This is a genomic window from Paraburkholderia xenovorans LB400 (assembly GCF_000013645.1).
Lineage (GTDB): Bacteria > Pseudomonadota > Gammaproteobacteria > Burkholderiales > Burkholderiaceae > Paraburkholderia > Paraburkholderia xenovorans.
The window spans coordinates 1425658-1445065 of the sequence record NC_007952.1; the positions used below are offsets into that span (position 1 = coordinate 1425658).

Genomic DNA, 19408 nt, shown 5'->3' on the forward strand with positions numbered 1-19408 from the left:
GCGGGCATAGGAGTGGAAATCGCATTGCCGTCAGAAGCGACAGGAATGGAATCAGAGGTATATGGGATGTTACGCGGCACGGTTCACCAGCAGGCATGCGAACGCGTCCTTGCGTGGCTCACGTCAGCCGCCGCAATACCCTACTTTGAGAGCCACGCCAAGATCGTGCATCACCAGGCGAAGACGCAAACGTATTTCGAGTTGGATGCCGAACGTGCCGGGCGCGAACGTGACATCGTATTGCGTCAGTTCGGCATGCTGATCAACTCGCGGGATGATGGCGCACGACGTTTCGCGGGAGAGAGGCAATGATTGAACGGTCGACTTTCGGTGTGCTACCCGATGGTGAACGGATTGAGCGTATAACACTGTCGCTGGAGAGCGGCTTCTCGATAGACGTGATCTCCCTGGGAGCGGCGTTGCAGGCTCTGTGGGCACCTGACATCGAAGGCCAGTTTGCGTCGGTAGTACTCGGCTATCCGACGCTCGAGGATTACGTTTCAGCACCGGGCCGTATGGGGACGACGATGGGGCGGTATGCGAATCGTATCGCGCGAGGGTGCTTCGATCTCGATGGCGTTGAATACCGGATCGAACGCAACGAAGGTCAGCATTCCATTCACGGGGGGCCACGGGGATTTGATCGCCGGCCTTGGCGCGTAGCGAACGTGGTCGACCAGGCGGGTAGCCCGAAGGTTCGTCTGGAACTGGACAGTCCATGCGGCGATCAAGGATTTCCGGGGGCGTTGGCCATTGCCGTGACGTATACGCTCGCCGCGCCGGGTGATGTCATCATCGACTTTGAAGCGCAAACCGACGCTCCCACTGTATTCAACACGACCAATCACGCGTACTTCAACCTGGCGGGTGAGGGCAGTGGCAGCGCGCTTCACCATGAGGTAGCGATATTCGCCGATCATTATTTGCCGGTGGACGAAGAATTGATACCAATCGGTCAGTTGCACGGCGTCGCGGGCACTGTTTTCGATTTTCGGAAAGCAAAGCCGCTTGGGCGTGATATTCGATCCGATGATCCGCAGATTCGCCTCGGACGCGGTTACGACCACTGCTTCGTACTATCGGGCGCTGAGCACTCATTGCAACCACAGTTGGCCGCCTGGGTGAGCGAGGGCTCGCGTGGACGCACCCTCGAGGTTCTGACTACGGAACCCGGTTTGCAACTGCATAGTGGCAACGTACTAAACGGACGCTATAGCGGATTGTCGGGACGGGCTTACCGGCAATCAGATGGCTTCTGTCTGGAAGCTCAGCATTTTCCGAATTCACCGAATGTGCCGGCTTTTCCAAGCACGGTGTTGCGGCCCGGTGACATTTTTCGTTCGACGACGATTTATCGAGTCGGACTTCTGGGTGGCTATGGGAAGAACGACGGACTATGGGATCCAGCGAAGGGAGGTCAAATATGATTGCGGTGCGGGGGAAGTTGTCGCAGGAAGTCGCCCACGCTGGCCACCGACGGTTCGACGGCGGTCAAGGCCAGTCGCTCCAGGTACCGATTGAGTTCGCGGCGAAGTGACACTTTTATTGTCACAACGGTGACAAATTCATTATGGTCTACGCCCAGGCGAGAGTTGTCCCCAGTGCAAACCATACTGCGAACCAGCTCATGCGCCATCGAAGCATCATGCATGTCTTATCGGACTGTGTGCTTTTTCCGTAGTCGGGAGAGCTTCCTTCTAACATTGTGCTTGCTACGGCGCGAGCGAGCGCAAGGTCTGATCGCGCAGATAAGTGTTCAGTCCGAGATAAGCCAGCAGCCCAACCCGCGCGAATACCGCACCGATCGGCCCACGCGGACAGTAACGCTTCAAAAGACGATTCGGATGCCGATCTATTGGCCGCGCTCGTCGCACGGACCAAACCGGCGGATACCAGAACCGTGGCAGCGGATAAGCCGACAAAGGCTAGCGCGAGTGCTACCGGCAATGCGGAACTGGCGGAACGCGTTAAAGAGTGTGGCAGCGTGGCTTCCTTGAAGACCGTTGTGCCGCTGGTGCGTATGCGACGGTCATTGGGGCGCATGCACGGGTTCGGCACAGCAGGCACGCCAGCCATAGTGGCGCGGGCACGCCGATGCCAGGCGAATTGACGCAGCCTTCATTTGGCACGCAGGGCGTGGATAAGTGTGCGGGGGGCGATACGAGCTTTTCCGGCGTCAACGATGGCAGTGCTACCGGCCAGACGAGTTCGCTGTCGGCGGAATGGTAGAAGATGACGGTTGTCGATCGCTTCGATAATCCTGACTCTTTTGAGTTCGAGGTTTTTTTGCCGCGTGGCGCGCCTGCATTGAACCCGCCTCAGGCGGGATGCAGGCCGCGCAGCAACTGACGGACACGTGAGAGATCCTGATCGACATGCTCCGCTTTCTCGAACAACTCTGCCAGCCAGTCGACAAACGCGCGCACACGCGGGGACACGCGGCGATTCTTCACGTAGGCGACCGAGACTGGCATGGGCACCGGCTTCCATTGCGGCAGGACTTCGCGCAAGAGGCCTGAGTCCAGATAGGGTTGCGCGGCGATCCGGGCGGGCTGGATCAGGCCGAGGCCTTGCAGGCCGCAGGTGAGATAGGCCTGTTCGTCGCTGACTTTGACGAAACCTTTTACCTTGACGTTTTGCGCGTCGCCATCCACTTCGAAATCGAAGTCCACTTCGCGCCCGTTATGCGGCGACATGCAATTGACGGCGACGTGTCCACGCAGATCGTCGAGGTCTGTGGGCGTGCCGTAGCGGGCCAGGTAGGCCGGACTTGCGCAGGTTACGTGTTCGAGGGTGCCGAGTTGGCGCGCGACCAGATTCGAATCCGGCAGTTCGCCTAACTGGATGCTGCAGTCGATTGCTTCGGAGATCAGATCGACTGTGCGGTTGCTGATGCCGATGGCGAGATCGAGGTTTGGGTAGCGCGTGTGAAAGTCGTCCAGTGCCGGCAGGACGATGGTGCTGGCTACCGCGCCGGGCATTTCGATGCGTAGACGGCCGGTCAGGTTATCCGTGGCGTGGCGGATGCTGGCTTCCATTTCGTCGATGTCGGCGAGGATTTGCGCGCAGCGCTCGTAGTAGGCCGCGCCTTCGGGCGTGACGCTCAGACGCCGCGTGGTGCGGGCGAGGAGGGCGGTGCCTAGTAGCGCTTCCAGATTCTGGACGATGGTGGTCGCGGTGGCGCGTGGAATGTTTAGGGATTCCGCTGCGCGGGTGAAGCTGTTGGTGTCCACGATTCGGATGAATGTACGCATTGCGGTTATTCTGTCGATCACGGTTTTTGCTCCAGTTGGATTTTTTGCCTGCGGCGTGGCGGTTTGGGGTTTGTGCTTTTTTTTGTTGGCCTTTCCTTGAGTTCTTTGTGGTCTATTAGGGTTGCCCCTGTGCGGGGCGGCACTCACTTTCTTTGCGGCCGCAAAGAAAGTAAGCAAAGAAAGCGGCTCACACCGCTAATTCTTAAGTGGAGGCCTCGCACAGCCACGGCAGTGGCGCATCTGGAATCCGTGCGCTCGCACATTCCGCGTCAGTGACAAAGCCATCATCAGCTCCCACTCCGCACTTCGTGCGTCGCGGACGGGTTTGCATGGGAAAGCGTCGGGAGTAGCGCGCCGCGGCGCCGTCGGCTTCGCCTCGGCGACGCCAGGCCCACTCCATGAATTACCGCTGCGGCGCGCGCAGCGCCGCCGGAAGTATGACGGCCTTGTCACCTGGGCTGAATGCGCGAGGGCACGGATTCCAGATGCGCCACTACCCCCTCCAAGCCAGGGGACCCGCTTAAGAGCTGGCGGTGTGAGCCGCTTTCTTTGCTTACTTTCTTTGCGGCCGCAAAGAAAGTGAGTGCCGCCCCGCACAGGGGCAACCCTAATAGACCACAAAGAACTCAAGGAAAGGCCAACAAAAAAAGAACAAAAAAAAAGAACAAAAAAAAGAACAAAAAGCACAAACCACCGCGCCGCAAGGCAAAAAACCCACCGCAGCGCGGCCCACCCCCTTACTTCCGCAAGGAATCCAGATCAATCACAAACCGATACTTAACATCACTCTTCAGCATCCGTTCATAAGCCTCATTAATCCCCTGCATAGGAATCACCTCGATATCCGAAGTAATCCCATGCTCACCGCAAAAATCCAGCATCTCCTGCGTCTCGGCAATCCCGCCAATCAGCGACCCAGCCAGCCGGCGACGCTTGAAAATCAGATTGAATACCTGCGGCGACGGATGATCATGCTCGGGCGCGCCGACCAGCGTCATCGTCCCATCACGCTTGAGCAGATTCAGAAACGGATTCAGATCATGCTGCGCAGCCACGGTATTCAGAATGAAATCGAAGCTGTTCAAATGCGCTTCCATTTCTGCGGCATTCTTCGAAATCACCACCTCATGCGCACCCAGGCGCTTCGCATCCTCGATCTTCGAGGGCGACGTGGTGAACAGCACGACATGCGCACCCATCGCATGCGCGAGCTTCACGCCCATATGACCCAGGCCGCCAAGGCCGACAATGCCGACCTTCTTGCCGGGACCCGCACCCCAGGTGCGCAGCGGCGAATACGTCGTGATGCCCGCGCACAGCAGCGGCGCCACGCCGGCAGGGTCGAGATTGTCCGGCACGCTCAGCGTGAACTCTTCGTCCACGACGAGTTGCGTGGAATAGCCGCCGTAAGTGATCTGACCGTCGACCCGGTCGACACCGTTATACGTGCCGACAAATCCGTTCTCGCAGTACTGTTCAAGTCCTTCCTCGCAACTCGCACACGTACGGCACGAATCGACCAGACAGCCAACGCCGACCAGATCGCCGACCTTGTGCTTCGTCACGTCCGGACCGACCGCGGTCACGCGGCCCACGATTTCATGGCCCGGTACCACCGGAAAAACCGTGTTCTTCCATTCGTTGCGCGCCTGATGCAAATCGGAATGGCAAACGCCGCAAAACAGAACTTCCATCTGCACGTCATGGGCGCGAAGTTCGCGGCGCTGGATTTCGAACGGGGCGAGCGGCGCGGTAGCGTCGGTCGCTGCATAGGCATAAGTCGTGCTCATGGGTAGCTCCAGCAAAGAGGGTGAAATCGTAAGGCGCCGGCGATGGGCAACGCATGTTGCCGATGTGGCCAACCTCGTCATGAACCGGGATCACGGCGCGGGCGGTGGCTGGCAAATTCGTCAAACACGGAATTGGCAACCGAGCCCGGCGCAGCGCGGAAAAGGATGATCCGGCAGGGTTCCCATGATAGGAGCGGGAAGGCAGCCCGGGAATACCTGAATGTCTTGAAGATTTGCCTAAAACTCCTGGTGAGCAGCGCGATAGTTCGTTTGGTGCTAAATTTCAAGCATTATTCTCTTGCACGTCACTATACCGTCATGTCAACCCGATCCGTTGAACCCGCCCCGGCCGATCCCGCTCAGCAGCGCGTGATCGCATTATTCGACGCGCTCGCACCGAACCCGGGCTTCACGCGCACGAGTCTCGAAGGCGTCAACCTGATGCGCGCGAATAGTCCCATGCCGCGCATGCCGGTCATGTACGAGCCGAGCATCGTGATCGTCTGCCAGGGGCGCAAGCGCGGCTTTCTCGGCGATCAGGTGTTCCAGTACGACGCGCAGCAGTATCTGGTGCTTTCCGTGCCGTTGCCGTTCGAATGCGAGACCGAGGCGAGCCCGGAAGAGCCGTTCCTCGCCATCTCGGTGCGCGTCGATCTCACTATGGTGGCCGAATTGCTGATGGCGTTGAACGAGACCCAGGGCGCCGCGCAGAACGAACCCGTCGGCATCTATTCGACGCCGCTCGATCCTGCGCTATGCAATGCGGTGCAGCGCCTCATGGAAGCGCTGGCTTCGCCGCTCGACGCACGCATTCTCGCGCCAGGCGTAGTGCGCGAGATCTGTTATCGCGTGCTGACCGGCGAGCAGGGCGACGCGATTCGCGCGGCGCTCACGCATCAGAATCATTTCGGCCGGATCGCCAAAGCATTGAGGCGGATTCATGCCGATTACCACGGCGAACTCGACGTCGAAACGCTGGCGTCGGAAGCAGGCATGAGCCTCGCCGTGTTTCATGCGCAGTTCAAAGCCGTCACGGCCACTTCGCCGATGCAATACGTGAAGACCACGCGCTTGCATCACGCGCGTTTGCTGATGGTGCAGGATGGTTTGAATGCGGGCGCGGCGGCCGCGCGCGTCGGTTATGAAAGCGCGTCGCAATTCAGCCGCGAATTCAAGCGCCTGTTCGGGCTGAGCCCGGTCGACGAGGTCAAACGCATGCGCACGCTCTACGATGCGCCGCCGCCGCGCGTGGTCAAGCCGGTGGCGCGTTACGTCACCGCCGTATGACCAGACACGCGAGCGCCATTACAGCCCGCTGAACCAGTTATAGCCCTGATCTTCCCAATAGCCGCCGGGATTCGTGTTCGTCACGAAGATCGCCGCGATGTGCTTGGGATTCTTGAAGCCGAGCTTGGTCGGCACGCGCAATTTCAGCGGATAGCCGTATTTGGCCGGCAGCGGCTCATTGCGGAAATCGAGCGTGAGTTGCGTCTGCGGATGCAGGGCCGTTGCCATGTCGAGACTGGAGTAATAGCGGTCCGCGCATTTGAAGCCGACATAGCGTGCGCTCAGATCGGCGCCGACGCGTTCCAGAAACGTGCGAAACGGTACGCCGCGCCATTGTCCTATCGCGCTCCATCCTTCAATGCAGATGTGGCGCGTGATCTGCGAAACCTGCGGCAATGCGCGCAACTGGTCGAGGTTCCAGCTGCGCTTGTCGGACACGAGTCCCGAGACTTCCAGTTGATACGTCGAGCCGTCGATATCCGGCGCATCGAACTCCGGATAAAACGCGTTGAACGGGAACGGGTCGGTGATTTCGCGCGCCGAATAGGTCGGCGCGAGCTTGTTGCGATCGAATAGCCAGCCCTGCACGCGGTCGTTCCAGCGCGACATGGCCCACAGCACCTTGTCGACCGAATCACCGTCCTGCATGTTGCAGCCGGATAGCATGGCCAGTGCGCCAATGGAGAGCGACGAGCGCAGGAACAGGCGCCGTTGCAGCCGCTCGATTTGCGGCTGATGATCCGCAAGGACAATGCGGGATTTGCGGGCGTCGCCGTTGCGTTCAGATGCGCTCATGCCTGGCCCCCTTCATGGGCTGCGCGCGGTGCGCGACCGGTCAGCATGGGCAGCAGGGTGCGCGGCACCAGCAGCACCAGCGCCAGATGCACGACGACGAAGCCGACCACGCCCGCCATCGCGATGAAATGCACGCGGCGTGCGAAATCGAAGCCGCCGAATAGCGCGGTGAGCCAGGAGAATTGCACCGGCTTCCAGATGGATAACCCCGATGCGACCAGCAACACGCCAAGGCAGAGTACGAGCAGGTACAGCGCACGCTGCACCGCGTTATATCTGCCGGTATCGTGCGGCAACCTGAACCGCACCGCGAGGCTTGCGTCGTGTATCACGTCGCGCGGATGAACCGGCAACAGCTTGCGCCGGAAATGACCACGTCCGAGGCCATACGCGAAGTACAGCAGTCCGTTTGCGCACAGCAGCCACATCGCGGCGAAATGCCAGGCGATCGAGCCGCCGAGCCATCCGCCAACAGTCGCCCACACCGGAAATCTGAACGGGAAAAAGGGCGACGCGTTATAGATGGCCCAGCCGCTCATCACCATGCAGACCATCGCAAACGCGTTGATCCAGTGCGTGATGCGCACGACGAGCGGGTGGACGAGCAGGCGCTTTTGCGGTTCGGGCATGGTGCGGAGGTCACGAAGCGAACGGGAAGTGGAAAGCCGCGCCATTGAAGAACGCGGCTGCCCGGACAAGCGATACAACCGGCAACGCCGTATTACATCGGCGGCGTTACGCCGTGTTCGCCCGCGGAGATGAAGTTGGCGGCCATCGAGCCGTCAGCCTCCTTGTGTGCGAACAGCACGACTTTCGCGCCCGGCACGAGCAGCGAACGGTCGCCCGGTTCCAGCGCGACGATAGGCACGTCTTGCGGAATCACGATTTTCTTCTCGCCGTCCTTGTACTTCACGGTGATCGTGCGGCCATTGCTGACCACGAGCGAGCCGACCGTGCCGTTGGTCATCGAGCTGTTTCCGCCGAGATCCCACGGACGATGGCCTTCGCCGGAACCGCGCATGCTGGCCGGGAACACGTGTACTTCGAGCGCCTTCAGCGTGCCGTCCGCCTGCGGAATCGCGGCGGTGCCGACATAGCTGTCCGGCTTGATGTCGTTCACATTGGCGAGCACGACGCCGCGAATCGGCGTGTCCTTGGCGAGCTTCACGTCGACGTCCTTGCCGTCGCGCGTGTGGACCTTGAGCAGGTCGCCCGACAACGACGTCACGGTGCCGCGTACGCCGGTGGGCGCAGCGTTCTGGGCGAATGCCGCGGGTCCTGCGGCGAGGAACGCGGCGGCGGCGAGCGCGGGGGCGACGAAGGTGCGCAACGCACGCGCGGAAACGATCTTCATGAATCTGCTCCAGGTGGTGAACGATGGGGGCAGATTAGACTCGCGACCGGCTCCGGCGAGTGACAGACGGATGACAAAAACGTCATGAATGGCGCGCGAGGGCCACGTAGAATGGCTGACATATCCACGTTCAGCGTTTCAGCATTCCAGCGAGCAGCGTAGCGGGCCTTCGGGCCGCAGCCCGAATTGGAGCACCGAGCACCATGAGCATCCTCGTCATCGAAGACGATCCGAAAACCGGCGATTACCTGAAGAAGGGTTTGCGCGAGAGCGGCTATGCGGTCGATCTCGCGCGCACCGGCACGGACGGCCTGCACATGGCGCTCGAAAATGCTTACGACCTCGTGGTGCTCGACGTGATGCTGCCCGGCATCGACGGCTGGGAAATCATGCGTGCGCTGCGGGCACGGCGCGATCTGCCGGTGATTTTCCTTACTGCGCGCGACCACGTCAGCGACCGTATTCGCGGTCTCGAACTCGGCGCGGACGATTATCTCGTCAAGCCGTTTTCATTTACCGAACTGGTGCTGCGCATCCGCACGCTGTTGCGTCGCGGCGTGACCCGCGAGAGCGACGTATTCGAAATCGCCGACCTCAAGCTCGACGTATTGCGCCGCAAGGTGACGCGCGAAGGCGTGGAAATTCCGCTCACCAACAAGGAGTTCATGCTGTTGCATCTGCTGGTGCGCCGCCAGGGCGAGGCGCTCTCGCGCACGCAGATCGCCTCCGAAGTGTGGGACATGAACTTCGACAGCGACACCAACGTGGTGGACGTGGCCATCAAACGGCTGCGCGCCAAGGTCGATCATCCGTTCGAGAAGAAGCTGATCCATACGGTGCGCAGCATCGGCTACACCTTCGGCGACGGCTCATGAAATTCTGGACCGGGCGCTCGCTCACGGCTCGCACCACGGTGCTGTTCGCCTCGATTGCGTGCGTGGTGATCGGCACGCTGGGCGCCTATTTCTACCGTTCAGCGGAATTGTCGCTGGAGCGCCGCGCCGACGTGGTGCTGGCCGCTCGCGTCGAGCATTTCAGCCGCATTGTGCGCGATCTCTATTCGGTCAGCGAACTGAAGAACCGGCCGCTGTTGTTCGAGACCATGCTCGGCGCGGAACAGGACGTGTTGCTGTTTCGCCGTCCGGGTGAAGCGCCGTTTATCGACGTGAATCCGGCGGGCGTGGCCGTGCCCGCCTTGCAGGCCGGCGAGGCGGGCCGTCTGCCGACCTTTGCCGACATCCGCCAGACCCGGCTGGCCGACGGCGTGCCGGTGCATTGGGCAATGGCCACCGCCAGGGCGCGCGAAGACGGCACCGAAGTCGAAGTGATCGCCGGCCACCCGATGACGCAGGAAGTGCGCATGCTGGCCGCCTACCGCAACCGTATCGTGCTGGCTACGCTGATCGGCATGCTGGCCGCCACGCTGCTCGCCTACTACGTGTTGCGCCGCGCGTTGCGCCCGGTGCGCGAGATTGCCACGCGGGCCGCGCAAATCAGCCCGGCGAGCCTGTCCGTGCGGCTCGACAGCGCGGCGGCGCCGCTCGAATTGCGCCAGCTCACGCATGCGTTCAACGCCATGCTCGACCGTCTTGCGGACGGTTATCAGCGTCTGTCGCAGTTTTCTGCCGATCTCGCGCACGAGATTCGCACGCCGGTCGGCGCGTTGATCGGGCAGACCCAGGTCACGCTTGCAAGAACTCGCGAGCCTGAAGAGTATCAGCAACTGCTCGAATCGAATCTCGAGGAATTGAGCCGCCTCAGTCATATTGCGGAAAATATTCTGTTTCTGGCGCATGCCGATCATGCGGCGCTTTCGGTCGACCGTGAGCCGGTGGACCTGCGTGGCGAACTCGTGAGGATCGCAGACTATTTCGAAGGCCCCGCCGACGAACGCGGCATGCGCTTCGCAGTCGAGGCAGAAGGTGTTGCATCGGTGAATCCGATGCTGTGCCGGCGCGCGATCAACAACCTGGTCGTCAATGCGGTGCGCTACGGCGCGAGCGATACGGTGGTGCGCCTGCGCGGCACACAGGACGAAGAGGGCGCCACCGTGGTGGTCGAAAACGACGGCGCGCCGATTCCCGAGGAGCAGTTGGGCCGTCTGTTCGACCGCTTTTATCGCGCCGACGCGGCGCGCAGCGCGTTCACCGAGTCGAGCGGTCTGGGCCTCGCGATCGTCAAGGCGATCATGCATCTGCATGGCGGCACGGCGCGTGTGGTGTGCCCGGCGCCGGGCGTGGTGCGTTTCGAGTTGCGCTTCCCGGGTGTTTGAGCGGCGCCGCTGCCGGCCGGCGCCGTTCGCTCAGACCTTCTTCAGGTACGCGGCCTTCAGCATGAAGTTGCCGGCGTCCATCTTGCAGTCCACTTCATGATCGCCGCCCACGAGGCGAATGCTCTTCACTTTAGTGCCCATTTTTAGCGTGATCGACGAGCCTTTTACTTTCAGGTCCTTGATCAGCACCACGGCGTCGCCATCGGCCAGCGGGTTGCCGTTGGCGTCCTTGACCACGCGTTCGTCGGCGTCGTCGGCGGACGCTGCGGCGTTCATCGGCCATTCATGTGCGCAATCCGGGCAGACGTAATTGTCTCCGTCCGGGTAGGTGTTTTCCATTGCGCATTGCGGGCAGGCGGGAATTGTCGACATGATTTTCTTTCCAGGCCGCGGCGGCGCCGCGGATAACTTCGGGGTTGGCGAGTATAGCGGACGCGCGCCGGGCCGCCACTGTCCGGCATGCGGGATGCTGCGCGAGCGCAAACGGGCGGGCCGCGATTCTGGCCCGAAAGGCGCGTGGCGACGCTCAACGGGAGGCGGACTATACTTTTCCAGCAGCCCGGCGGTCCCCCGTGTTTCGTCATGCTTTGCGAGGCCTTGCAAGGCACCTATTGCCCGAATCTCACAGCAGGAGTTCTGTCATGGTCAAACTCGCCCTGTACGTTCGTCTGGAAGCGCGGCCCGGCAAGGAGCAGGAGGTCGAAGCGTTCCTGCTCGGCGGCCTGCCGCTCGTCGAGGAGGAGCCCGGCACCGTGGCGTGGTTCGGGCTGAAGCTGGGACCGTCCACGTTCGGCATTTTCGATGCGTTTGCGGACGAAGGCGGCCGTGACGCGCACCTGAGCGGCAAGGTGGCGGCCGCCTTGATGGCGAAGGCCGGCGAACTGTTCGCCTCGCCACCGAGCATTGAAAAAGTCGATGTGCTGGCGGCCAAATTGCCGGGCTGAAGGCGCGGCTGACGGCGCGTCTGCTTTTCAGCCGGCTGCCGCGTCGCCTGCTTCGGCAGCCGGCTGGTTCGCGTAGGTTGCGCGCTTTTCCTCGTACATGAGCAGATCGGCGCGTTGCACGCCGGCTTCGAGCCGGTCGCCGCGCTGGCAGGTGGCCGCGCCCATCGAAAAGCTGAGCGGGGAGCCGGGATAGAACTGATTGTTCAGCTCGATCAGTTGCCTGATCGCATCGACCATTGCGATGCCGCCGCGCTCGTCGGTGTCCGGCATCAGGATCGCGAACTCGTCGCCGCCAATGCGCGCCGCGTGAAACGGCGTCTCGGTCGCTTTGGCAAGCACCTCGCCGGCGCGCCGCAACAGCGCGTCGCCCGCGGCGTGGCCGAGCTGATCGTTCACGCGTTTCAAACCGTTCAGGTCCGCCATGATGATCGTGACGGGCCACGGACCCTTGCGTTCGAGCCGGTTCAGTTCGTCCACGTAGAAGGAGCGGTTGCGCAGCTTGGTCAGCACGTCATGCTTGCCGAGGAACTCGAGGTAGGCCTCGGCCTTCTTGCGCGCCGTGATGTCCGTGAGCGCCACCAGCACCAGGTCCCAGTTCTTTTCATGGCCCGGCAGCACCGAGAATTGCAGGTGCACGTGCACCTCGCTGCCATCGAGCGAATAGTTGAGCACTTCGCGCTGCTGGAACAGCTTGCCGTCCCACAGATCGATCAGCTGCTCGCGGAAATGCGGGCGCATGTCGTCGCGGAACACGTCGGTCAGACGCGCCAGCAGCGTTTTCTTGTCTTTGGCCGCGAACATGTCGAGCGTGTGCTGATTCACGTCGAGCACGTGGATTTCCTGCATGCAGCGTTCGACGAACTCGGGATGCACGTCCGTGAACACGCGGAAATCGTTGATGCCGGCCGCGCGCGCGTCGTCGAGCAGACGCTTGACCGCGCTGAAATCCTCCACCCAGAGCGAGACCGGCGAATACTCGAACAGGCCGCGTACATACTGCTCGGCGAGCGTCACGCGGTGCCGCGCGCCTTCCAGTTCGGTAATGTCTTCGACCGACACCAGTACGCGGTCCCAGCGCGCCTCGTGGCCGGGCAGCACGGCGCCCTTGAGCAGTACGTCGAGGCGCCTTCCGCCGAGCGTGTAGTTGACCGTCTGGCTGGTGAACTGCGATTGCCCGGCCCACAACTGGCATAGCTCTTCGAGGTGGGTCTTGAGCATGTCGTCGCGGAACACCGAGGCGAGATTGCCGTTGAGCGCTTCGAAATCGGCCGCCTCGAATTGCGTCAGGGTCTTCTGATTGACCTTGATGACGCGGATGCTATGCGCGCATTGCGCGACGCAGTCCGGATTGGCGGCGAAATGCGCGCGCAGATCGGTCACGCCGTCGGCCCGCCATGCCTCGAATAGTGCGCGCACGCCGCTGAAGTCTTCGAGCCAGAGCGAAACGGGCGCGAGTTCGAACATCTCGGAGTCGTCGTTGGCGGGCGCGGGGCCGCGCGGGAGGATGTCCAGCATGGAGTTCTCGGAATCGGAAGTGCCGCTATTTTAAAGCGGGTTGGGCCGCGGCTGAAAAGAAAGACCGGTTGCGCCTCGTTTTCGCCGCGGCCATCCAGCAAGATAACGGCCGCGTGCCGACAGACTTGAGGCACGCCGGGCCGCCGCCGGGCAGAGGCTGCGGGGGACGTACAAGGCGGGGCGCCGAGCCCTCCGGACGGCCGCCAGCACGCCTTTGCGAGCCTTGCTACACTGGCCTGAAACCCGTTCCGTCCATTCACGTTGCTGACAAAACCGCCATCATGAAGCCATCCCTTCTGGTTCTGATCCATTTGAACGATGCAAGCCGCGCCAGTATCGAAGCGGCGTTCGACGTCATCTACGCGCCCGATGCCGCCGCGCGATCCGCCGCGATCGACGCACATGGCGAAACGATTCGAGCGGTGCTGACCAATGGCACGACCGGACTTACCGCGGCGGAAATCGACCGCATGCCGCAGCTGGAACTGGTCAGCGCGCTCGGCGCCGGTTATGAAAACCTCGCCGTAGACCATGCCCGTTCGCGCGATATCGTGCTCGTCAACGGCGCGGGCACCAACGACGATTGCGTGGCCGACCATGCATTCGCCTTGCTGCTCGCGGTGGTGCGCGACGTGCCCCAACTCGATCAGGCCACCCGCGAAGGCGTCTGGCGCGATACGCTGCCCATGCGCCCGAACGTATCCGGCAAGCGCCTCGGCATTGTCGGGCTCGGCAATATCGGCAGCAAGGTCGCGCGCCGCGGCGTGGGTTTCGACATGGAGATCGGCTATCACAACCGTAAGCCGCGCGAAGGCTCGCCGCACAAGTACTTCGACAACGTGGAAGCGCTCGCGCGCTGGAGCGACTTTCTGGTGGTCGCAACGCCGGGCGGTGCGGATACGCGTCACCTGATCGGCCAGACGGTGCTCGGGGCGCTCGGTCCGCAGGGCTTCGTGGTCAACGTTTCGCGCGGCAGCGTGCTCGACACGGCGGCGCTCGCGCAGGCGCTCACGGCGGGCACGATTGGCGGCGCCGGGCTCGACGTCTACGAGGGCGAGCCGAATCCCCCTGAGGCGCTGCTGAAACTGCGCAACGTGGTGTTGACGCCGCATGTGGGCGGCCGTTCGCCGGAAGCGATCACGGCCTCGGTCGACAATTTCCTCAGCAATGCGAGCCGGCATTTTGCGGGTGAAGCGGTATTGACGCCGATCTGACGTCGACCCGGCGCTCACGCGTTCATGCGTTTTACCGCGCAGCGCCAAGCCGTTGACGAACGGGAAAGCGCCGGTCCCCCACGCCGGCCGCGGCCGCTTTTCGCGCGACGCGCGGGCCGGCGCTTCATTGAAAGGCAAACCGAAACTATCGGCACGGCGGATACTTTCCGTCACGAATGGCGATTTCCATTGCAAGGCTGCGGCGAATAGGATGGGCGATACCGCATCACCACCGCTTCGACCCACCCGGAGCCGCGACGGAGATCCCGCATGGAACACCACGCCCGCACACAGAACGAACGGCTCGATGTCAAGACAACCACCTGCTACATGTGCGCCTGTCGTTGCGGTATCCGTGTGCATCTGCGGGAAGGCGAGGTGCGCTACATCGACGGCAATCCGGAGCATCCGCTCAATCAGGGGGTGATCTGCGCGAAGGGCGCCTCCGGCATCATGAAGCAGTACTCGCCCGCGCGCCTGACGCAGCCGCTGATGCGCAAGCCGGACGCGGAGCGGGGCAGCGCGCAGTTCGAGCCGGTGTCGTGGGAATACGCGTTCGACGTGCTCGAAAAGCGTCTTGGTGCGATTCGCGCCACGGACCCGAAGAAATTCGCGCTCTTCACCGGCCGCGATCAGATGCAGGCGCTGACCGGACTCTTCGCCAAACAGTTCGGTACGCCTAATTATGCGGCGCACGGCGGCTTTTGCTCGGCCAATATGGCGGCCGGCATGATCTACACGATCGGCGGCTCGTTCTGGGAATTCGGTGGCCCGGATCTCGACAGCGCGAAACTCTTCTTCATGATAGGTACGGCGGAAGACCATCATTCGAATCCGCTGAAGATCGCCATTTCGAAGTTCAAGCGCGCGGGCGGCCGCTTCATTGCAATCAATCCGGTCCGCACCGGCTACGCGGCGATCGCCGACGAATGGGTGCCGATCAAACCCGGCACCGACGGCGCGCTGTTCATGGCGTTTCTGCACGAACTGATTGCCGCCGACGCGTGGGATCACGAATTCGTGCGCCGCTATACCAACGCGGCGGAGCTGGTCGACCTCGACGAAGCGAGCGAAAACTTCGGCCTGTTCGTGCGCGACCCCGAGCGGCCGGTCGGCAATCCGCTGTTCCCGCAGAATCATCTCTGGTGGGATGCGGACGCCGCGCGCGCCGTGCCGCATCACACACCGGGCGTCAATCCCGCGCTAGACGGCCGCTTTACGCTCGACGACGGCACGCCGGTCACGCCGTCGTTCGCCTTGCTGCGCGAACGCGTGGCCGATTGCACGCCCGAGTGGGCCGCTGCGATCACGGGCATTGCGGCGGACACGATCCGCCGCCTCGCCGGCGAAATGATCCAGACGAGCCGCGACCACCGCATCACGTTGCCGATCCGCTGGACCGACGCGTGGGGCGAGACGCACGAGACGGTCACCGGCAACCCGGTCGCCTTTCATGCCATGCGCGGCCTCGCGGCGCACTCCAACGGCTTCCAGTCGATCCGCGCGCTCGCTGTTCTGATGTCGCTGCTCGGCACGATCGACCGCCCGGGCGGCTTTCGTCACAAGTCGCCGTTTCCGCGTGCGGTGCCGCCGTCGGCGAAACCGCCGAACAGCCCCGACGCCGTCAAGCCGAACACGCCGCTCGCCACCGGCCCGCTCGGCTGGCCCGCGGCGCCCGAGGACCTGTTCATCGACGATCAGGGCGGCCCGGTGCGGATCGACAAGGCGTTCTCGTGGGAATATCCGCTCGCCGTGCATGGCGTGATGCACAGCGTGATTACCAACGCGTGGCGCGGCGACCCGTATCCGATCGATACGTTGATGATCTTCATGGCCAACATGGCGTGGAATTCGTCGATGAACACGATGAAAGTGCGCGAGATGCTCGCCGACAGGCACGCGAACGGCGAGTACAAGATTCCGTTTCTGGTGGTGTGCGACGCGTTCCAGTCGGAGATGACGGCATTCGCCGATCTGATCCTGCCCGACACGACCTATCTGGAAAGGCACGACGCGATGTCCATGCTCGACCGGCCGATCTCCGAATTCGATGGACCGGTGGATTCGGTGCGGGTACCAGTCGTGCCGCCCACCGGTGAATGCAAGCCGTTCCAGGAAGTGCTGATCGAACTGGCGTCGCGTCTGAAGTTGCCGGCCTTCACGACCGCCGATGGCGAGCGGCGCTTTCGCGACTATCCCGACTTTGTCGTCAATTTCACGACCACACCGGATTCCGGCGTGGGTTTCCTGATCGGCTGGCGCGGCAAGGACGGTGACAAGGCGCTGGTGGGCGAGCCTAATCCGAAGCAATGGGAGCAGTACGCGAAGAACAATTGCGTGTTCCATTACCCGCTACCCGAGACGCTGCAATACATGCGCAACTGCAACGGGCCATATCTCGAGTGGGCGGTCAGGAACGGTTTTCGCAAGTTCGGCGAGCCGATCCTGATCCAGCTCTATTCCGACGTGATGCAGAAGTTCAGACTCGCCGCGCAAGGGCGCACGAGCGGCAGGCAGCCGCCGGATCACCTGCGCGCGCGCGTTGAAAAGTACTTCGATCCGCTGCCGTTCTGGTACGCGCCGCTGGAAAATACCGCCACGGACCTCGTGCGTTTTCCGCTTGCCGCCGTGACGCAGCGGCCGATGGCGATGTACCACTCGTGGGACTCGCAGAATGCATGGCTGCGGCAGATTCATGGCGAGAACTATCTCTACATGAATCCATTGATGGCGGCCGAAAACGGCATTGCCGACGGCAGCTGGATCTACGCCGAATCGCAATGGGGCCGCGTGCGTTGCATGGCGCGCTTCAGCGAGACAGTTGAACCGGGCACCGTATGGACGTGGAACGCGATTGGCAAGGCATCGGGCGCGTGGAATCTCGGCCCGGGCGCGAACGAATCGCAACGCGGTTTCCTGCTCAATCACCTGATCACCGACGAGTTGCCCGGCCGCGATGACGACGCGGCGAGCCGCATGTCAAATTCCGATCCGGTGACGGGCCAGGCCGCCTGGTACGACGTGCGCGTGCGCATCTATCCGGCGGAAGCCGACGCGCGGCACACGCTGCCGCAGTTCGCGGCAATGCCCGCGGTGCCGGGTGAAAACGGTGTGATCTCACGCATCGTGCAAACCTACTTCGCGGGACGAGGGGAATTCGCGGCGCGGCTGCGCGGCGCGACGGGCCGCAAATAGCACAGACAGCCGCAAGGAGCCTTTGATGACACAGATGGCATTGGTGATCGACCTGAACGTATGCGTGGGGTGCCATGCGTGCGTGACGAGTTGCAAGGAGTGGAATACGTCGGGCGAATCGGGCAGCCTCGCCGACCTGAATCCGTACGACGCGGATCCCTCCGGCACTTTCTTCAACCGGGTGCAGAGCTTCGAAGCCGGCAGTTTTCCCAACGCCGAAACGATCCATTTTCCGAAGTCGTGTCTGCACTGCGAGGATCCGCCATGCGTGCCGGTCTGTCCGACCGGTGCGAGCTATAAGCGCAAGGAAGACGGGCTCGTGCTGGTGGACTTCGACCGCTGTATCGGCTGCAAGTATTGCGCGTGGGCGTGCCCGTACGGCGCGCGCGAACTCGACGAAGGCCGCAAGGAAATGACGAAGTGCACGCTATGCGTGGATCGTATTCACGACCAAAACCTGTCCGAACGTGACCGTCAGCCGGCTTGTGTGCTCGCGTGCCCGACCTCGGCGCGGCTGTTCGGCGATATTCACGACCCGGAGTCGGTGGTGTCGAAGGCTATCGAAGAGCGCGGCGGCTATCAGTTGATGCCGGAGTGGAATACGCGGCCGGCGAATCACTATTTGCCGCGCGTGCCCACCGAGGCGGCGAGCTGCGGTAGCGGTTCGTGCTCCTGCAAAACGTCCGGCTCGGTGGCGGACCCGGCCCAGTCGCCGGAATCGCTCGACGCGCAACTCGAGCGCGGTGAGTTGCATCTTGCGTCGATGGCGACGCGCATCTGAAACGATAGGACTGCACGATGAATCCCGCATTCTCCGTGGTTTTTCTGACTACCCTGAGCGGCGCGGCACAGGGCCTGCTGATCGCGCTCGTCGGCGTGGAAACCGCTGAACATTTCGGCTTGCTGGCGTCGGCCGCCGATGCGTTCTATATCGCCGGCGCGGCCGTGTCGGTGATATTGGGTGGACTCGGGCTGCTCGCGTCGTTCTTCCATCTGGGCCATCCCGAACGCGCATGGCGCGCGATCGCCATGTGGCGCACCTCGTGGTTGTCGCGAGAATGCCTGTGCCTGCCGGCGTTTCTTGCCTGTGCTTTTTTCTATGGTGCCGCGCACTGGTTCGGTTCGCCCTGGGCGCTCGCGATTGGCTGGCTCGGTGTGTTAGCGAGCGCCGCGCTGTTCGTCTGCACGGCGATGATCTACGCGTGCCTGCGCTTTCTGCAGGAGTGGGCCACGCCGCTCACCCTGGTGAACTTCTCGCTGCTCGGTTGCGCGTCAGGCTTCACGCTGGCAACGGCGTTGAGCGCGTGGTTCGCGCCCGCACTGACCGCGGGGCTGGCCGTCTGCGCATGCATGTTGACGCTCGCCGGTTGCGCGAGCCGCTCGGCATCGCTCGTGCGCAATGCGCGCTTGCGGCCGAAGTCGACGGTGCAGAGCGCCACCGGCATTCGCAATCCCAAGCTGGTGCAGGTGTCGCGCGGCTTCACCGCCGGCGCGTTCAATCTGCGGGAGTTCTTTCACGGCAAATCGGCGGGCACGTTGCGCGGTGTCAAATGGGGTTTCCTGGCCACGGCCTTTGTTGCGCCGGTCGTGTTGATAGCGGTGGGCGCAAGTCTGCATTCGATCGGGGTGTCGCTCGGCTTGCTGGGCGCGGCGTGTCTGGTGCAATACGCGGGGCTGGTTGCGGAGCGCTGGTTTTTCTTCGCGGAAGCGAAGCATCCACAGAATCTCTATTACGCGAGAGTCGGTTGAGGGAATGCCTGGTTAGATAGAGGCAATGGGTTGTGTGAT

At 62.5% G+C, this 19408-nt stretch carries 17 protein-coding genes and 1 pseudogene; 10 read left to right on the plus strand and 8 right to left on the minus strand.

All coding sequences use genetic code 11. The features are described 5' to 3' along the window. Nucleotides 1–12: 12 nt before the first annotated feature. Both BXE_RS28310 and BXE_RS28315 read left to right on the plus strand, forming a co-directional pair. Nucleotides 13–312, plus strand: coding sequence for a hypothetical protein (locus BXE_RS28310; RefSeq protein WP_148223018.1), 300 nt, complete (start codon nucleotides 13–15; stop codon nucleotides 310–312). After that, nucleotides 309–1427, plus strand: coding sequence for an aldose epimerase family protein (locus BXE_RS28315; protein WP_011491553.1), 1119 nt, complete (start codon nucleotides 309–311; stop codon nucleotides 1425–1427). The genes BXE_RS28310 and BXE_RS28315 overlap by 4 nt, the downstream gene beginning before the upstream one ends. Before the next feature lie 285 nt (nucleotides 1428–1712). Here the strand turns inward: BXE_RS28315 and BXE_RS46025 are convergent. The 3 genes and pseudogenes from BXE_RS46025 to BXE_RS28325 all read right to left on the minus strand — a co-directional run. After that, nucleotides 1713–1832, minus strand: a pseudogene (locus BXE_RS46025) (DotU family type IV/VI secretion system protein); the annotation flags it as partial. Between the two features lie 486 nt (nucleotides 1833–2318). Next, nucleotides 2319–3275 carry a LysR family transcriptional regulator gene (locus tag BXE_RS28320; RefSeq protein WP_007176956.1) on the minus strand — a complete coding sequence of 319 codons (957 nt, stop codon included), beginning with the start codon at nucleotides 3273–3275 and terminating at the stop codon, nucleotides 2319–2321. 716 nt (nucleotides 3276–3991) lie between these two features. Further along, nucleotides 3992–5044: an NAD(P)-dependent alcohol dehydrogenase gene (locus BXE_RS28325; RefSeq protein WP_011491556.1), complete on the minus strand. Its 1053-nt coding sequence runs from the start codon at nucleotides 5042–5044 to the stop codon at nucleotides 3992–3994. 318 nt (nucleotides 5045–5362) lie between these two features. Between BXE_RS28325 and BXE_RS28330 the strand changes: the two genes are divergently transcribed. Next, nucleotides 5363–6331 carry an AraC family transcriptional regulator gene (locus BXE_RS28330; protein WP_011491557.1) on the plus strand — a complete coding sequence of 323 codons (969 nt, stop codon included), beginning with the start codon at nucleotides 5363–5365 and terminating at the stop codon, nucleotides 6329–6331. Between the two features lie 18 nt (nucleotides 6332–6349). Here the strand turns inward: BXE_RS28330 and BXE_RS28335 are convergent, their stop codons facing one another. The 3 genes from BXE_RS28335 to BXE_RS28345 form a co-directional block, all read right to left on the minus strand. After that, nucleotides 6350–7126, minus strand: coding sequence for a molybdopterin-dependent oxidoreductase (locus BXE_RS28335; RefSeq protein WP_011491558.1), 777 nt, complete (start codon nucleotides 7124–7126; stop codon nucleotides 6350–6352). Beyond that, complete coding sequence (locus BXE_RS28340) at nucleotides 7123–7755, minus strand: cytochrome b/b6 domain-containing protein (protein ID WP_011491559.1); 633 nt, start codon at nucleotides 7753–7755, stop codon at nucleotides 7123–7125. Before BXE_RS28340 ends, BXE_RS28335 begins: the two co-directional genes overlap by 4 nt. Before the next feature lie 92 nt (nucleotides 7756–7847). Continuing rightward, on the minus strand, nucleotides 7848–8480 hold the full coding sequence (locus BXE_RS28345) for a hypothetical protein (RefSeq protein ID WP_011491560.1): 633 nt from the start codon (nucleotides 8478–8480) through the stop codon (nucleotides 7848–7850). Between the two features lie 203 nt (nucleotides 8481–8683). On the opposite strand from BXE_RS28345, the gene BXE_RS28350 reads away from it, so the two are divergent. After that, a complete protein-coding gene (locus BXE_RS28350) occupies nucleotides 8684–9355 on the plus strand; it encodes a heavy metal response regulator transcription factor (RefSeq protein ID WP_007176962.1) in 672 nt (223 codons plus the stop codon). Continuing rightward, a complete protein-coding gene (locus BXE_RS28355; RefSeq protein WP_011491561.1) occupies nucleotides 9352–10752 on the plus strand; it encodes a heavy metal sensor histidine kinase in 1401 nt (466 codons plus the stop codon). Before BXE_RS28350 ends, BXE_RS28355 begins: the two co-directional genes overlap by 4 nt. Before the next feature lie 30 nt (nucleotides 10753–10782). Here the strand turns inward: BXE_RS28355 and BXE_RS28360 are convergent, their stop codons facing one another. Then, nucleotides 10783–11124 (minus strand): zinc ribbon domain-containing protein YjdM, encoded by a 342-nt coding sequence (locus tag BXE_RS28360; protein ID WP_011491562.1) that lies wholly within the window; start codon nucleotides 11122–11124, stop codon nucleotides 10783–10785. A gap of 269 nt (nucleotides 11125–11393) precedes the next feature. Here BXE_RS28360 and BXE_RS28365 point away from each other — a divergent pair, with 269 nt between their 5' ends. After that, a complete protein-coding gene (locus BXE_RS28365) occupies nucleotides 11394–11696 on the plus strand; it encodes a putative quinol monooxygenase (protein ID WP_011491563.1) in 303 nt (100 codons plus the stop codon). 27 nt (nucleotides 11697–11723) lie between these two features. Here BXE_RS28365 and BXE_RS28370 read toward each other — a convergent pair whose 3' ends face one another. Beyond that, nucleotides 11724–13211: a sensor domain-containing diguanylate cyclase gene (locus tag BXE_RS28370; protein ID WP_011491564.1), complete on the minus strand. Its 1488-nt coding sequence runs from the start codon at nucleotides 13209–13211 to the stop codon at nucleotides 11724–11726. Between the two features lie 281 nt (nucleotides 13212–13492). Between BXE_RS28370 and BXE_RS28375 the strand changes: the two genes are divergently transcribed. The 4 genes from BXE_RS28375 (at nucleotide 13493) to BXE_RS28395 (ending at nucleotide 19369) form a co-directional block, all read left to right on the plus strand. Next, entirely contained in the window at nucleotides 13493–14425 is a 933-nt protein-coding gene (locus BXE_RS28375; protein WP_011491565.1) for a 2-hydroxyacid dehydrogenase, read from the plus strand. Between the two features lie 270 nt (nucleotides 14426–14695). Then, nucleotides 14696–17620, plus strand: a complete 2925-nt coding sequence (locus tag BXE_RS28385) for a molybdopterin-dependent oxidoreductase (RefSeq protein WP_011491566.1) — start codon at nucleotides 14696–14698, stop codon at nucleotides 17618–17620. 25 nt (nucleotides 17621–17645) lie between these two features. Beyond that, nucleotides 17646–18401, plus strand: a complete 756-nt coding sequence (locus tag BXE_RS28390; protein WP_011491567.1) for a 4Fe-4S dicluster domain-containing protein — start codon at nucleotides 17646–17648, stop codon at nucleotides 18399–18401. A gap of 17 nt (nucleotides 18402–18418) precedes the next feature. Beyond that, the gene (locus BXE_RS28395; protein ID WP_011491568.1) at nucleotides 18419–19369 is read left to right on the plus strand and encodes a dimethyl sulfoxide reductase anchor subunit family protein; all 951 of its coding nucleotides are present in this window, start codon (nucleotides 18419–18421) and stop codon (nucleotides 19367–19369) included. The last annotated feature ends 39 nt before the right edge of the window (nucleotides 19370–19408 follow it).